This window comes from Bacteroides sp. 1_1_14 (assembly GCF_000162515.1).
GTDB classification, from domain to species: Bacteria; Bacteroidota; Bacteroidia; order Bacteroidales; family Bacteroidaceae; genus Bacteroides; species Bacteroides thetaiotaomicron.
In genome coordinates, this window is the sequence record NZ_GG774706.1 from 66033 (window position 1) to 81683 (window position 15651).

Consider the following 15651-nt stretch of genomic DNA (forward strand, 5'->3'; position numbering starts at 1 on the left):
GCCAGATATAATGAATATCACGTAGGAGAAGCTTCTCTATTTGCGGCACGAATAGATATTGTTCATGTAGGCGTAGATAATCACCTTAAGCATCATTTTAGGATGATAAGGACAACGACCGGTTGCTTTATAAAGCTTCTTGAAATTGTCAAGATTGAGATTATCAACAACAGTATTAACTATGCGAACCGGATCGTTCGCTGCTATGTTTTCATCAATTCTTCCGGGAAAAAGAACTGTTTGGTTGGGAATGTAAGGACGAAAATGTAACTTTGCCATAACGAAAAACTTTATGCCTAAAGATACAAAAACTTTGGGTAATAACAAAGCCCGGGCTTGTGAAAGTCTGGGCTTTGTGCATAAAAAAAGGTTGTGCCAGCGTTTTGACACAACCTCTTCTCTATCTTAAGATATATGTATTATACGTAATTCAAGATTTATATTATTTCCTCAGTATTTATATCTTATTGTTTTATTAATTTTGAAAGTTTTTCATCTTGATAAATAAGCTTTAAATATTCTTTTCGAATCATCTCTTTTGCACTTTTCTCCTCCTTTTCTATTGCCATGTAAAAGATTTCATATATTTTTGTTGCCAACAGGAACAAATCAAACACCAACACAAATATATGTCATCTATCTGTCAAGGTACTTGGGATTGTCAGAACTGCCCGAAAGCCGTAGACAATGCTATTGCTCACATTATTCATCCAAGAGGCTATCACCAACCAGCCCGGAAATGTGAGGAAAACTTCATCCTTTTTTTGATAAGAGGTGAGGTATTGGTTAATAGTCAAGAATATGCAGGTACGATGCTGAGAGCAGGTGAATTTATTCTTCAGGCTATCGGTTCAAAATTTGAGATGCTTGCCATGACTGAGTGCGAATGTATTTATTATCGTTTCATTCAGCCGGAACTATTCTGTGACTTCCGTTTCAATCATATTATGAAGGAGGTGTCTTCACCATTAATCTATTCACCATTAAAGATAATCCCTGAATTGAAATATTTTTTGGATGGCTCTAAATCCTATTTGAGTGAAAGTAAAGTTTGTCGGGACTTGCTGTCGTTAAAGCGCAAGGAACTGGCATTTGTATTGGGGTACTATTATTCAGACTATGATTTGGCAAGCTTGGTACATCCACTCTCTAAATACACTTCCACTTTCCAGTACTTCATCCTTCAAAACTATAAGAAAGTAAAAACAGTGGAAGAACTTGCCCAACTTGGCGGCTATACTGTCAGTACCCTGCGGCGTATCTTCAATAATGTATTCCACGAACCGGTATACGAATGGATGCAGGCGCGACGTAAGGAAGGTATTTTGGACGAGTTGCTTAATACAAACAACAGTATCTCTGAAATATGCTATAAATATGGCTTTGAATCTCTGCCACACTTCTCCAATTTCTGTAAGAAATTCTTTGGTGCTTCTCCACGCATGCTAAGAACAAACAAAAAGGCCATCTGATAATTTTTCAGAGAGAACGTCAAATAATCTTTTTTTCTTTGTGAGCATAGTGCATTTGTTGTATATTGCTGCTGTTTCCCTTAAAATCAGTCTAATACATCTTTATTATAGAGTCGGATCACTTCAAATAAAGCCATGACAAGGCGGATACGGAAATTAAACTTTTTATTTCAGTAAATTTAAATCTATTATGGCACGTACAATACTAGGATATAAATCATAAATACTATGTAATGAGAACAAAACGAGCTTTTAAGGAATTTTGTGTATTGGGTGGTTTGGCATCTTCCGTTTGCGGGGTGGCTCAGGAACGCCCGAATATTATTGTCTTCCTTGTAGATGACATGGGACTTATGGATACGTCGGTTCCTTTTATCGCAGATGAGAGTGGTCAGCCGGTGCGTCATCCGCTGAATGACTGGTATCATACTCCGAATATGGAGAGACTAGCTAAACAGGGTATTTGTTTCTCTACTTTTTACGCACAGAGCGTGAGTTCCCCTTCCAGAGCTTCCATCATGACCGGACAGAATGCGACCAGGCATGGAGTCACTAACTGGATTAATGCTGAGAGCAACAACCGGAATCCTTTCGGACCGCCCCAATGGAACTGGAAAGGTCTCAGAAAAGATATGCCTACCATGCCGAGAGTCCTGCAACAAGCCGGATATAAAACTATTCATGTAGGAAAGGCACATTTCGGCTGTATGGGAAGCGAAGGAGAGAATCCGCTGAATATCGGCTTTGATGTAAATATCGCAGGTTCCGGCATTGGACATCCCGGCAGCTATTATGGCGAATGGGGATACGGGCATATCAAGGGACAGAAGATTAGAGCAGTTCCTGACCTGGAGAAATATCACGGTACAGATACCTTCCTGAGTGAAGCGCTGACTATAGAAGCGAATCGGGAGATCACCAAAGCCGTAGAAGAAAAACGACCTTTCTATCTGAATATGGCCCATTACGCAGTTCATTCACCTTTCCAGGCAGACAAACGTTTCTTGTCACGCTACACCGACCCGGATAAGAACGAGCAGGCAAGAGCTTTTGCTACATTGATAGAAGGCATGGATAAATCATTAGGCGACATCATGGACCAACTCGAAAAGCTGGGAATTGCTGAGAATACGCTGATTCTCTTTTTAGGAGATAACGGTGGTGATGCTCCATTGGGAGATGAACGTGGCTATGGTTCTTCCGCTCCGCTGAGAGGTAAAAAGGGGACGGAGTTTGAAGGTGGTATGCGTGTTCCTTTCATCGCAGCTTGGGCAAAGCCTGAGAAGAAGAGCAAAGTACAGAAGAACTTGCCTATTGAAGTAGGAAGTATGCAGACACAGTTGGGTACAATCATGGATATCTATCCGACGGTTCTGTCTGTGGCAGGATGTGAAGTTCCCCAAAACTACGTGATAGACGGGTTCGATCTGAAAAAGCAACTGAGCGGTAAGGTGGACAAGAAGCGTCCCGAGTCTTTCCTGATGCACTTCCCTCATGCACACCGCGGCAGCTACTTCACCACCTATCGCATGGGCGACTGGAAACTGATTTATTATTATCTTCCCGAGACTCCGAAGCAACCCAAAGCTTTGCTTTACAATCTGAAAGATGATCCGGAAGAAAGAAATGAACTTTCCTCCGCACATCCGGATAAATGCAGGGAGATGATTCAGGAAATGTCTGCTCAATTAGAGAAGGAAGGAGCTCTTTATCCGGTGGATAAACAAGGAAATGAGTTGAAACCTTTTGTTTACTTTTGATAAATGTCGATTTAGGTCGGAATGAATAATAACAGTTAATCCATTAGTAATTGGTCAGTAAAAAGAAATCCCCCGCCAGCTAACGCCGACGGGGGATTTATGCTATTAATCAAATCAAGCTCACGCTTAGTCTTTCAGTTTAGCGATGATGAAGTCGCGGTTCAGGCGGGCGATGTTGCTGATAGAGATGTTCTTCGGACATTCAGCCTCGCAAGCGCGGGTGTTGGTACAGTTACCGAATCCGAGTTCGTCCATCTTGGACAACATAGCTTTCGCACGGCGCAGAGCTTCCGGTTTACCTTGCGGAAGCAAGTTCAACTGGCTGACCTTTGCCGAAACGAACAACATGGCAGAACCATTCTTACAAGCAGCTACACAAGCACCGCAACCGATACAAGAAGCGGCATCCATAGCTTCGTCAGCAATGGGCTTCGGGATCAGGATAGCGTTGGCATCCTGCGGAGCACCTGTACGAACGCTTACGTAACCACCGGCCTGCATGATCTTGTCATAAGCAGTACGGTCTACCATCAAGTCCTTGATGACAGGGAAACCGGCCGAACGCCAAGGCTCAACAGTGATGGTGTCACCATCGTTGAAACGACGCATGTAAATCTGGCAAGTAGTAGCACCTGTTGCAGGACCGTGCGGATGTCCGTTGATGTAAAGAGAACACATACCGCAAATACCTTCGCGGCAGTCGTGGTCGAATACAACCGGTTCTTTTCTTTCGCTGATCAGCTGTTCGTTCAGAATATCCAGCATTTCGAGGAAGGAAGTATCACCGGGGATATCTTTCATTTGGTAGGTTTCAAAAGCGCCTTTAGCCTTCGGGCCTGCTTGACGCCATACCTTCAGTGTAAATGATATATTTTTATCCATTTTCGTCTAATTCTTTTAAATGTTTAACTTCACCGATTAGCTCTTGTAGTTACGGGTCTGAACCTTGATAGCTTCGTATACCAGCGGTTCTTTGATCAATACAGGAGCCTTTTCATCGTCACCCTGATATTCCCAGCAAGCTACGTAGAAGAAGTTTTCGTCATCACGTTTTGCTTCTCCTTCTTCAGTCTGGTATTCTTCACGGAAGTGACCACCACAACTTTCGTTACGGTTCAATGCGTCGTAAGCAACGAGCTCGCCCATAGTGATGAAGTCATACAGACGGATAGCCTTGTCGAGCTCAACGTTCATACCTTCCTTAGAACCGGGGATAAACAGATTGGTTTCGAATTCCTTGCGGACTGCTTTCAGTTCGGCGATACCTTTCTTCAGGCCTTCTGCCGTACGTCCCATACCTACGTATTCCCACATGATGTGACCCAGTTTCTTGTGGATAGAATCAACTGATTCTTTACCCTGGATGCTCATGAACTTGTCGATCTTAGCCTGAACTGCCTTTTCTGCTTCGGCAAATTCCGGAAGGTCGGTAGAGAAACGAGGAACAGTAATCTGATCTGCCAGATAGTTCTGGATAGTGTAAGGCAATACGAAGTAACCGTCGGCCAGACCTTGCATCAATGCGGAAGCACCGAGGCGGTTTGCACCGTGGTCGGAGAAGTTACATTCACCGATAGCGAATAGACCCTTGATGGTAGTCTGCAGTTCGTAGTCTACCCAGATACCACCCATTGTGTAGTGGATAGCCGGATAAATCATCATCGGATTATAATATTTCACACCACTGATTTCTTTTGCCAGTTCGCCCGGATTAACGTCAGTGATTTCTTCATACATATCGAAGAGGTTACCATAACGCTGAAGCACTACATCGATGCCCAGGCGGTTGATAGCTTCAGAGAAATCGAGGAATACGGCCAGACCTGTGTTGTTCACACCGAAACCTGCGTCGCAACGTTCTTTAGCTGCACGGCTGGCAACGTCACGCGGAACCAGGTTACCGAATGCCGGATAACGGCGTTCCAGGTAGTAGTCGCGGTCTTCTTCAGGAATATCGCTTCCCTTGATTTCGCCTTTCTGCAATTTGATAGCGTCTTCTTTCTTCTTCGGAACCCAGATACGACCGTCGTTACGCAGAGATTCGGACATCAGAGTCAGTTTGGACTGCTTGTCACCGTGTACCGGGATACAAGTCGGGTGAATCTGAACGTATGCGGGGTTAGCGAATACAGCACCCTTGCGGTAGCAAGAGATAGCAGCTGTACAGTTACAACCCATAGCGTTGGTAGACAGGAAGTAAGCGTTACCGTAACCACCGGTAGCGATTACTACGGCGTGAGCAGCGAAACGTTCCAGTTCGCCGGTGATTAAGTTCTTGGCGATGATACCGCGAGCACGTCCGTCGATGATCACAACGTCCTGCATTTCATAACGGGTGAACAGCTTCACCGTACCTACGTTTACCTGACGGCTTAGTGCGGAGTAAGCACCCAGCAACAGCTGCTGACCGGTCTGGCCTTTAGCGTAGAATGTACGTGATACCTGTGCACCACCGAAAGAACGGTTGTCCAGTGTACCGCCGTATTCGCGTGCAAAAGGAACACCCTGGGCTACGCATTGGTCGATGATAGCGTTGGATACTTCGGCCAGACGGTAAACGTTGGCTTCACGTGCACGATAGTCACCACCTTTTACTGTATCGTAAAACAGACGGTAAACGGAGTCACCATCATTCTGATAATTCTTTGCAGCATTGATACCACCCTGTGCAGCGATAGAGTGTGCACGGCGCGGAGAGTCCTGAATACAGAAGTTGAATACTCTGAAACCCATTTCACCGAGGGATGCAGCAGCAGAAGCACCTGCCAGACCCGTACCCACAACGATGATATCCAAACGGCGTTTATTAGCGGGGTTCACCAATTTCTGGTGAGCTTTATAGTTGGTCCATTTCTCAGCCACCGGGCCTTCTGGAATTTTTGAATCTATCTTGATCATAATATTATTTACAATTTAATCATTTACAATTTACTATTTAGCAAGCACCGCCACAAAGGAGTGATTTCACAAAGAATACCACTACTACGAGTGCGAAACCGAGTACTACAATCGTAGAATAGATGTTAGAAATACATTTCCAACGATTGATCCATACCTTGTTGTTCCATCCCAGTGATTGCATGGAGCTCCAGAAACCGTGAGTCAGGTGGAACCACAAAGCAAACAGCCAAATGAGGTAGAGCACTACATAAACCGGACAAGAGAATGTCTGCTGGATGTGATATGCACCGTTTGCCGCATAAGCCAGCGTCAGTGTATCAGCGTGCATGTCCAGGTTGTGCATCAGTTCCGGCAACTGCATTTTTGCCCAGAAGTTGAAGAGGTGCAAACCGAGGCCTACGATAACGATAATGCCTAACACCAACATGTTTTGAGAAGCCCACTCTACAGTTTTCGGTTTGTCGACTACTGCATAGCGTTCGCTACCGCGCGCTGTGCGATTCTGCATTGTCAGCCAGAACGCGTAGATGATGTGAATAATGAAAAGAGCAGCCAGTGCTGCGGTAGCTACCAGCGCATACCAGTTTGCTCCAAGGAATTCACAAATCATGTTGTAACCATCAGCCGAGATGATTGCAACTAAGTTCATCGCCATGTGAAATGTTAGAAACAGGACAAGGGCGATACCGGTAACGCTCATCACCACTTTCCTTCCTACAGATGAATTACTTAACCACATAAATGATTGAATTTAAATTATTTAATTGTTAGAACTAAAATTTCGACGTTTTACACCTCTTACAGACTGCAAAAATAGGGGAAATAGATTGATTGACCAAAGAATTAAAGAAATAATTCCTTAATCGGTGATCTTTCCGATTTTTTCGCCATTGGCCGCTTTCTTGCGCAAGGCGCGCGGGGTGTCTCCGAAGGAGTCTTTGCAGAAGTGTGCAAGGTGGGACAGCGAGTCGAAACCATACCGGTTGCAAATCTCTGTAATCCGCATATTAGAGTGCTGTAGGTCTTCGAGGATGCCTTCCCGTTTTTTCTCCAGCATCCATTCGTAGACGGGCACGCCGTATAAGTTTCGGAAGAGACGGCGGAAGGTGGTGGTGTTATAGCCTCCCAGATGTGCGAATTCTTCGACGTTCTTCGCTTTGCTGTAATTCTGCATGACAAAGTATTGGAAACTTTCCGTATAGGTGCTGATCGGGTAGAAGAAAGCCCTCAACTGGGGCAGGGGATAGTAATTGGTGATCATATACACCATCTCCTGACATTTCAGGTCGATATATTTGCCGCAGGCGGGTGTCGATTCGTCAAGGTATGCGGCTACGTCGTTGATGAGATAGAACAGGCGCGGGTTCATCACCATTGGGGTGTAGGTCAGCGGGCCTTCTGCCTGGTCGATGATTTCACGGTAGCGGTTTTCGCATAGCAACGGCAGTTCGTTGAACCAGAAAAGGATGTATGATACGTCCGTCAGTGCCAGTATCTCGTATTTTGAGCCGATGGCTTGCAGGATAAACTGTTTCTCGTGTAGTGTCGTTCCGGGATGTTCGTCACTGTTGATCAGCAATTCGCCCTCGATCATAAAGAGCATGCAGTTTTGCGTGCACTTATCCTTCGGAATATGCTGCCCTCTGAGCAGATTTCTGTGAATAAGAGTACTTTCCATCGCTTTGGGGCATCCTGAGCAATCTGTATGTTGAGCACAAAGTGAGTCTTTTGACATGGGTTTTATCCGTGAATCGTTGTCTACAGGGACAAAGATAGTCGTTTTTGTGAAAATAAAATTCTTTCTTCTATTATGTTTTAGTAGAAACGGGGATATGATTGTCTTTATTGGTTTTGTTTGCACAACTTTGAAGTTTCACGGACTCCTGAATGGCGTTCTTTAATACATTAATACATTTTTATCTGCCATCTGCAGCATTTTCTTCATCCCTTTACATGATATATTCAGAACAAGTAGTTTCATCATTAGTTCCACCTGTTGAAACCAAGTGTTTCAAGGCATGAAACAAACTGTTTCAAGTAATGAAACTTCTTGGAACAACTGTCGATTTCGTTCATATGACAGCTCGATTCAACTCACTTGACCGCATAAGTTGCTCTGATTGACCTGTCCGTTCGAAAGGTATTATTTCATTTTTCAGTCAATAATGGATGACTTCTCAGCTGTTAATACCTGATTTCTCAATTATTAATAGCTGACATGACAATCGTTAATAGCTGACGCGTCAGATGTTAATACCCAGTAAATCAAAGTATAATGTAGGATAAACGACCTATATGCCGTGGTGGCAGAGTGAGAGCAAACCCTTGCTCTCACTCTGCCACCATACTTGCTGTAATGCTTGAAATGCCGATGAATAAAGGGATACACGCGAATAATGAGAGCGTTAGGGCAAAACTGCTATCTTTTTCACTTGTAGCAGCTGCCTAAGTTCAAGTTATAAATGCGACAGTTCAGTTTCCGTACCAGTCACTTACTTATTATAGTATTTTTCAAGCAGTTTCTGCATTTCCGGATATTTCTCGTCCGTATCTCCGGTTTCTTTGCGAAGTCTCAATAAGTCTTTCTTCATCTGTTTGATGACAGGTGCATATTTCGGATCGTTGTATGCATTATGATTCTCGTGCGGATCATTCTGTAAGTCATAGAAGTCCCATGACGGAGTAAAGTCAAAGTTCTCCGTATCAGTCATGTCTAGATTTCGGGCATAATAGAAGATCAGCTTGTAACGGTCTGACCGGATGGCGAAGTGCGCGGGACGAATAGCATGATTGGTCCAGTAGCGATGGTAGATTTCTTTTCGCCAGTCGGTCGGCGTGTTGCCTTCCAGGTTGCTGACGAAGCTGTCTCCTTGCACATTCTCCATCTTTACTCCGGCAAATTCTGCCAGCGTCGGTGCGAAATCGACATTCAGTATCAGATCGTCCAGACGTTTTCCTGCGGGTACCTTCTTCGGATAACGGATAACGAAAGGCATACGAGCCGATTCTTCATAAAACATCCGTTTGTCGAAGAAGCCGTGTTCGCCTAGGAAATAGCCTTGGTCGGAGACGTAGATGACGATGGTATTGTCGGCGATATTCATTTCGTCCAGAGCGTTTAGGAGTTTGCCGATGTTGTCGTCGACGGTAGCGCCGCAACGGAGGTAGTCACGGATAAACTTTTGGTAGGAAGCACGTCTGGCGGCCGTCCGTTGCATCCCTTCGGTGCTGAACGGCAGTCCGGGGTAGCGACACCACCACTTGTCGGGGTCCTGTGATGCGATGCGCCAGCGACGTTCCAGCTCTTCCAGTGTCTGTCCTTTGAAAGAACGGCCGTTGGTTTCCGGTCCCCAGTCCAGCAGGTTTTCGGGTTCGGGGAAGGTGACGCCGTCGTAGAGATGCTCCATGCGTATCGGGTAGTCGTAGGGTTCGTGCGTTGCTTTGAAATGGCAGCACATCAGGAAGGGCTGGTTGCCGTCCTGCTCTTTCATCCATCGGATGGCTTTCTCGGTGACGAGGTCGGTGGAGAAGCCGAGCACCCGTTCGCCGAACCGGCGGTTGCCGGGCCACGGGTCGGTGCTCTCTATGAAAGTCGGGTCACGGTATTCGCCTTGATCGTAGAAGATGGAGTAGTAGTCGAATCCTTGCGGTTGCGACTGGATATGCCATTTGCCGACGAGTCCGGTGTGGTATCCGTTGGCTTGTAGCAGGGTGGCAAGGGTGGGGATGGAGGTGTCCAGTGAGTCCGCAAGGGTGTACAGTCTGTTCCGGTGACTGTATAGACCGGTGAGGATACTGGCACGGCTGGGTGCTGAGATAGAGTTGGTGCAGAAACAGTTGTCGAGCACTACCCCTTCTTTTGCCAGCCGGCGGATGTTGGCGTTGTGGGCATATTCTGCCAGTACTCCGCCATAGATGCCCCAGGCTTGGGAGGTGTGGTCGTCACTCAGGATAAAAAGGATGTTGGGGCGTTGTCCGGCAGGTTGAGCGCCTTGCAGGTGCGTCATGGTTCCGGCTGCCAGCAGACCGGTAAGTACGAGTTTATTCATATACGTATAGATGTTGCATTTCTTCAAAAGTCAGTCTAAGTTAGACGGTTGCTTTCATGTAGATAAATGATCATATGAACTGATTTTATGCCTAAAGATAGTGATTGTTATTCACTTTGTATTATAATCCGGAAAACTTTTGCGATTTAATGTAATTGATTCCGGTAAAACACTTAATTCCCTTTTTAAAAGGATGTTTTTGTTTTACATCTCTCAATAAGAAACTTTATGTTGATTTTTGGAAGTATTATAGTGATTTTTGAACATTTGTTTTCTTTGCCTGTACCTACTTTTGCGATCAAAACCCATTAATTATCAATTATTATGCTACTACCAAGAAAAATTGTATTTTTCCTTCTCTTGTTTGTCGGATTATCGTTGTATGCACAACAAAACTGCTTCATCAGCTCGTATGTACGGGGTAATTTCTACAATCGCGGACGTATTTCTGCCGAGAGTTTAAGGGCGAGTGATGATCTGATTTTTCTGAACGTCCGTCCCAATAAAGACGGGTCGCTTTCGTTTGAAAATCCCCGTATCTTTGAGAATGGGAAAGGAGTGACTAGCTGGGAGGAATTGATAAAGTCTGTCCGTGCGGATGTGAAAGGAACAAAGACAAAACTTCGTCTGGGCGCTGCCAGTGGCGAGTGGAAAGCGATGGTTGCAGATGAGGCGGCCCGTGTTGCATTTGCCAAAAACATAAAGAAGATACTGGAAAAGAATAAGCTCGATGGCATCGATCTGGATTTTGAATGGGCGGAGACTGAAAAAGAGTATGAAGATTACAGTCTGGCTATTCTGAAGATGAGAGAGGTATTGGGAGATAAATATGTGTTCAGCGTATCCCTGCATCCTGTGTGTTATAAGATTAGTAAAGAGGCGATTGCTGTGGTCGATTTCATTTCTTATCAGTGTTACGGTCCTTCGCCGGTTCGCTTCCCGATGGAGAAATACTGTTCGGATATACAGATGGCGTTGGCTTATGGCATTCCAAAGGAAAAGCTGGTGGCAGGCGTTCCTTTCTATGGCGTGACAAAAGATGGCTCAAAGAAGACTGAGGCTTACTTCAGTTTTGTGCAGGACGGGCTGATTACGGGGCCGGCACAAAACGAAGTAACCTATAAAGGAGACGTGTATGTCTTTGACGGGCAAAATAATATCCGTGCCAAGACACGTTATGCGATGGACCAGCAGCTCAAAGGAATGATGAGCTGGGACTTGGCTACGGATATGCCGCTGAATGACAGCAGATCGTTGTTTAAGACGATGGTGGAGGAGTTGGGGAGGTGAACTGCTTCAGATAATCTGAAGGAGAGACACCAAACTCATCCTTAAAACATTGACGGAAGTAGCCTGTACTGTTCATTCCTATTTTATAGGCTATTTCCGAGATATTATATTTTCCTTCGAGGAGTAACCGTTCCGCATTCTGCATTTTTACTTTCCGGATGTATTCGTTCGTAGAAAGTCCGGTCAGCGCTTTCATCTTCCGGTAGAGCGTAGAGCCGCTCATACACATCTTGTCGGACAGGTAAGTGATATCGATCTTTTCCGAAGAAAGGTTATCCTCAACCAGTTGTGTGATTTTCTCAATGAATTCGTTATCCAGTTTGCTGAGCGCCTCGGTGATTATGGAACGCTTTTCATCCAAATGAGAATTGGGGTTATGACTCGTTCCGGTCTGCTGGAATTGAGCAATCAGTTTCTTTCTCGAATCGAGCAGATTGTTGATGCGGCTTCGCAGCAGTGAAGCACTGAAAGGCTTGGTCAGATAAGAATCCGCTCCCACTTCGTATCCTTCTTCTTTATCCTGCAATGAATCTTTGGCCGTTAGCAGGATGACAGGGATGTGGCTGGTACGCACATCCTCTTTTAGTTGACGGCATAGCGTGATGCCATCCATTACCGGCATCATGATATCGCTTACTATAATATCGGGAATACGGTTGAGAGCCTGCTGTTTCCCTTCCTCGCCGTTGCTGCCTGTGATTACTTCGAAAGAGTCAGAGAAAGATTCGGCGATGTATTTCTGTATATCTTCATTGTCTTCTACAATCAGCAGGATAGGTTTGCTCGTTTCCGGTTCCGTATTTTGAGAATCTTCCGGAACAGCTTCTGATATCATTTCCTCCTCTGTTTGCTTCGTAGAGTCTCCATGCAAAGCGTTGGGGTAGATATTGTCTGTTAATAAGCTGATATAGAAAGTACTTCCTTCGTTCTGTATGCTTTCCACCCGGATTTCGCCTTCGTGCAGTTCTACAAGATTTCGGACTAAAGCCAGTCCGATACCTGTGCCGGATGCCTGATGCTTGCCGCTTTCCTGATAGTAACGGTCGAAAACATGAGGCAAGGCTTCCGCAGAGATTCCGTATCCCGTATCACTGACTTTAATCTCCGTATAAGTGACCCCGTTTCGTGTGGTGGGATACAAGCTCAAGGTTATTTTTCCCTGTTCCGTATATTTGATGGCATTGGAAATCAGATTATCGAGGATAATGGTGATGATTTCTTTGTCAAAGAACAGAAGCATCTCTTCTTTTTCTATTTGAATCTGAAAGTCGATCGCTTTCTTTTGATTGAGTTCTTTGTATTTGAGTCCGATTTCATGAACGAGGGGCGCGATGTTGCTTTTGCAAACACATAGCTTTTTGTTCTGCGTTTCCGTTTTCCGGAACTCAAGAATCTGATTGATCAGGTTGAGCAGCCGGAGGGCACTCTGGTGGATGACAGAAAGTTTCTGCGCCTGTCTGGTCGGCAGTGACGTGTCTTTCTGCATATCTTCCAGCGGACCGAGGATCAGGGTCAGTGGTGTGCGCAGCTCATGAGTGATGTTGGTATAGAATCGCAAACGCTCCTGATTCAATTCTTGCTCTTGTTCGTGGTTTTTCTTTTCCAGCGTATAGAGACTTTCGAGGTCTATTTTCTTCTTATAGGCATGGATAATAGTATAAATAATGCTGATAGTGATCAGAATATAAATAAGTTTTGCCCACCATGTCAGCCAGAGAGGAGGGTTAATATGTATCCTGAGAGATGTCGTGTCCTCCGACCAGTCCTGATTGTGCAGGCGGGCTTTTACCAGAAACTCATACTTGCCGGGAGGAATATTGCGGAAGGTGACGCTGTTTTGCTCGTTGATCGTATACCATGAGTTTTCAAGTCCTTTCAGCATATAGGCATATTCCACCTGGTTGGCCAGTGAATAGTCCTGTACGTTGAAAGTAAGATTAAAACTATTTTGTTCATGAGTCAATTCTATCTCTCCTTCGGAGATGGGAATAGCGGTTTCGTTCTTCTCCCGACTTGTGAGTCGTCCGGGAATTCTCACTTTAGTGATAACCACAGGAGGAATCTGCGGACTGTTTATGGCAATATCGGGGTTGAAGAAACACAATCCGTTGATAGAGCCGAAATAGATGAGCCCGTTATGATCTTTGGTAACGCATCCGCTGATGAAACTTCCTTGTGGGATGTTGTTGGAGTGATCGTAGGTATAGAAACATTTTTTAGAGGTGATATAGCAACTGATGCCGGTATTGGTACTTGCCCAGATGTTGCCGTTCTTATCTTCACTGATAGCTCTTATATGTGTATTGGGCAGTCCTTCTTTTCTTTGAAAAACCTGATAGTCAAAATTACGGACTGAAGGAAAACATACCAGTCCCTCACCGGTGGCAAGCCACATCTGGCCTTTACTGCTCCGGTATATCTGATTAATCGTATTGGAACAAAAACCTTCGTATTGGTTGAACTTCCTGACCAGTTGCATATCCGGCGTATATATCCCGACTCCTCCTCCGAAAGTTCCTATCCAGAAACGTCCTTCACTGTCTTGGGCAATGCTGCGTACAAAGTTTTCCAGCAACTGGCTGTTGGAAGTGTCATAATGATGAATCACCTTCTTGCTGGCAAGGTCTACAACGAACACCCCTGCGTGAGTTCCTATCCATATCTTTTTATTCTTGTCTTCATAGAAGACGCGTACGTCGAGAAGCTGATTCTTTTCCAGTTCGATGATCTGAAACTTCTTCAGTCTTGTATTGTAATAGCTGATGTTGCCCAGATAGGTGCCGAACCATAGGTTGCCTTCCGAGTCTTTCAGCGAACAAAGCACCGAGTTGGACAGGAGTTCTCTGTTTTCTTTATTGTAAATGGCCACCCGTTTTCCGTTTTCGAATACGTTAATACCTCCTCCGTCAGTTCCTATCCACAATTTTCCTTGTCCGTCATCGCAGACGCTGCTAACGACTTTGTTGCTCAGCGAACTTTCATTCATTTGGGTGGGTGAATAGCTCCATGTATGGAATGCGGGAGGAGCATTGCTGATAAAGTTGATTCCTCCTCCCCAAGTCCCTATCCAGATATTATTAAAAGAGTCTTGAAAGATATACCGTGCGCTGGCGTTGGACAAACTGTAGTTATTGTCTCCTTCGCGGATAAACTCAAAGCGTATTTGTTCGGGCAGCAGAAACTGATTTTGCTGTAAGTCCAGTATCATGATCCCGTTCAGTTCTGTTGCAATCCAGAGTTTGTTGTCTTTGAGCTGCTTGATGGAGAAGATATAGCTTGACAATGCTCCGTGATTATTCCCCGGATTGTTATGAAAGTTGGTAAATGTATCTGTATTGGCATTGAACAGAGCCAGACCTTTGCTGGTTCCGATCCATATATTTCCGTTGGTATCTTTATAGATACAACGCACATCGTTCCCCGGAAGGCTGTTCGGGTTTTGAGGATCATGGACGAAGTGCTTCACGGATTTGTCATTCAGGGAGAGGATGCTCAACCCGCCTTCTACGTGTCCGATGTATAGTTTGCCATCCTCAGCCTCCGTGGCTGTCCAGGTCTGCTCAGAGGGAAGGGCGGGTACTGTACTTTTGTTATAATGAGTGAATTTCCCGGTAGCGATGTCCAGATACTCTATACCTCTGTAATAAGTACATACCCATAACCCTTTGCCGGCTTGTACGGATGAGGTAATGTGAGTGACATCGTTCGTAATCAGACTTTGCGGGTCTTCCGGATTATATTGGTAGACGCTGAAACTTTGTGTCTCGTAATTATAAGCGTTGAGTCCTGCCCGCTGGGTGGCTATCCAGATAACAGGCTGCACGGGATCGGCGTACACTTCATTGAGTTCGTTGCCGGTAATGCTTTGAACAGAAGAAGATTGCTCCTCTTTATAGTAGGTGATAAAGCGGGTTCCGTCAAACTTATTCAGCCCTTCTTCGGTGGCGAACCACAGAAATCCCTGCTTGTCCTGCGTGATACTCAATACATAATTGTTGGATAAGCCTTGTTCTATTCCCAATCTTTGGATGAGGTAAGGGTGGGCTGCCACAAATGTGGCGGATAGCAGGAGGAAGAAAGCCGCAATGTATGTTTTCATCGTTTCAGATATTATGTATTCCTTGATATTCACTCTCAAAAGTACAAATAAATCTTGTATTTAGTATAGACAAATGATTC

9 protein-coding genes and 1 pseudogene are annotated in these 15651 nt (G+C 45.0%); 3 read left to right on the forward strand and 7 right to left on the reverse strand.

What is annotated here, in order from left to right; genetic code table 11:
• A pseudogene (locus HMPREF9007_RS26840) lies at nucleotides 1-279 on the reverse strand (transposase); the annotation flags it as partial.
• A gap of 350 nt (nucleotides 280-629) precedes the next feature.
• On the opposite strand from HMPREF9007_RS26840, the gene HMPREF9007_RS12190 reads away from it, so the two are divergent.
• Nucleotides 630-1472, forward strand: a complete 843-nt coding sequence (locus HMPREF9007_RS12190; RefSeq protein ID WP_008761729.1) for a helix-turn-helix domain-containing protein — start codon at nucleotides 630-632, stop codon at nucleotides 1470-1472.
• 233 nt (nucleotides 1473-1705) lie between these two features.
• Nucleotides 1706-3232 carry a sulfatase gene (locus tag HMPREF9007_RS12185; protein ID WP_008761730.1) on the forward strand — a complete coding sequence of 509 codons (1527 nt, stop codon included), beginning with the start codon at nucleotides 1706-1708 and terminating at the stop codon, nucleotides 3230-3232.
• 126 nt (nucleotides 3233-3358) lie between these two features.
• Here HMPREF9007_RS12185 and HMPREF9007_RS12180 read toward each other — a convergent pair whose 3' ends face one another.
• From HMPREF9007_RS12180 to HMPREF9007_RS12160, 5 genes are all read right to left on the reverse strand, one after another.
• A complete protein-coding gene (locus tag HMPREF9007_RS12180; protein ID WP_008761731.1) occupies nucleotides 3359-4114 on the reverse strand; it encodes a succinate dehydrogenase/fumarate reductase iron-sulfur subunit in 756 nt (251 codons plus the stop codon).
• A 36-nt stretch (nucleotides 4115-4150) separates the two neighbouring features.
• Complete coding sequence (locus HMPREF9007_RS12175; protein ID WP_008761732.1) at nucleotides 4151-6130, reverse strand: fumarate reductase/succinate dehydrogenase flavoprotein subunit; 1980 nt, start codon at nucleotides 6128-6130, stop codon at nucleotides 4151-4153.
• A gap of 37 nt (nucleotides 6131-6167) precedes the next feature.
• Entirely contained in the window at nucleotides 6168-6872 is a 705-nt protein-coding gene (locus HMPREF9007_RS12170; protein WP_008761733.1) for a succinate dehydrogenase/fumarate reductase cytochrome b subunit, read from the reverse strand.
• Nucleotides 6873-6992: 120 nt separating this feature from the next.
• Nucleotides 6993-7868, reverse strand: coding sequence for a helix-turn-helix transcriptional regulator (locus tag HMPREF9007_RS12165; protein WP_032814147.1), 876 nt, complete (start codon nucleotides 7866-7868; stop codon nucleotides 6993-6995).
• Nucleotides 7869-8625: 757 nt separating this feature from the next.
• The gene (locus HMPREF9007_RS12160) at nucleotides 8626-10182 is read right to left on the reverse strand and encodes a sulfatase-like hydrolase/transferase (protein ID WP_032850407.1); all 1557 of its coding nucleotides are present in this window, start codon (nucleotides 10180-10182) and stop codon (nucleotides 8626-8628) included.
• 324 nt (nucleotides 10183-10506) lie between these two features.
• Between HMPREF9007_RS12160 and HMPREF9007_RS12155 the strand changes: the two genes are divergently transcribed.
• The gene (locus HMPREF9007_RS12155; protein ID WP_008761736.1) at nucleotides 10507-11472 is read left to right on the forward strand and encodes a glycoside hydrolase family 18 protein; all 966 of its coding nucleotides are present in this window, start codon (nucleotides 10507-10509) and stop codon (nucleotides 11470-11472) included.
• Here the strand turns inward: HMPREF9007_RS12155 and HMPREF9007_RS12150 are convergent.
• Complete coding sequence (locus HMPREF9007_RS12150; RefSeq protein ID WP_008761737.1) at nucleotides 11441-15571, reverse strand: hybrid sensor histidine kinase/response regulator transcription factor; 4131 nt, start codon at nucleotides 15569-15571, stop codon at nucleotides 11441-11443. The two genes, HMPREF9007_RS12155 and HMPREF9007_RS12150, sit on opposite strands and share 32 nt — an antisense overlap.
• Nucleotides 15572-15651 lie beyond the last annotated feature (80 nt).

Bases quoted from the DNA above. Each gene is read 5' to 3' on its own strand.
- HMPREF9007_RS12190 (WP_008761729.1), top strand. From the start codon at position 630: ATGTCATCTATCTGTCAAGGTACTTGGGATTGTCAGAACTGCCCGAAA.
- HMPREF9007_RS12185 (WP_008761730.1), top strand. From the start codon at position 1,706: ATGAGAACAAAACGAGCTTTTAAGGAATTTTGTGTATTGGGTGGTTTG.
- HMPREF9007_RS12180 (WP_008761731.1), bottom strand. From the start codon at position 4,114: ATGGATAAAAATATATCATTTACACTGAAGGTATGGCGTCAAGCAGGC.
- HMPREF9007_RS12175 (WP_008761732.1), bottom strand. From the start codon at position 6,130: ATGATCAAGATAGATTCAAAAATTCCAGAAGGCCCGGTGGCTGAGAAA.
- HMPREF9007_RS12170 (WP_008761733.1), bottom strand. From the start codon at position 6,872: ATGTGGTTAAGTAATTCATCTGTAGGAAGGAAAGTGGTGATGAGCGTT.
- HMPREF9007_RS12165 (WP_032814147.1), bottom strand. From the start codon at position 7,868: ATGTCAAAAGACTCACTTTGTGCTCAACATACAGATTGCTCAGGATGC.
- HMPREF9007_RS12160 (WP_032850407.1), bottom strand. From the start codon at position 10,182: ATGAATAAACTCGTACTTACCGGTCTGCTGGCAGCCGGAACCATGACG.
- HMPREF9007_RS12155 (WP_008761736.1), top strand. From the start codon at position 10,507: ATGCTACTACCAAGAAAAATTGTATTTTTCCTTCTCTTGTTTGTCGGA.
- HMPREF9007_RS12150 (WP_008761737.1), bottom strand. From the start codon at position 15,571: ATGAAAACATACATTGCGGCTTTCTTCCTCCTGCTATCCGCCACATTT.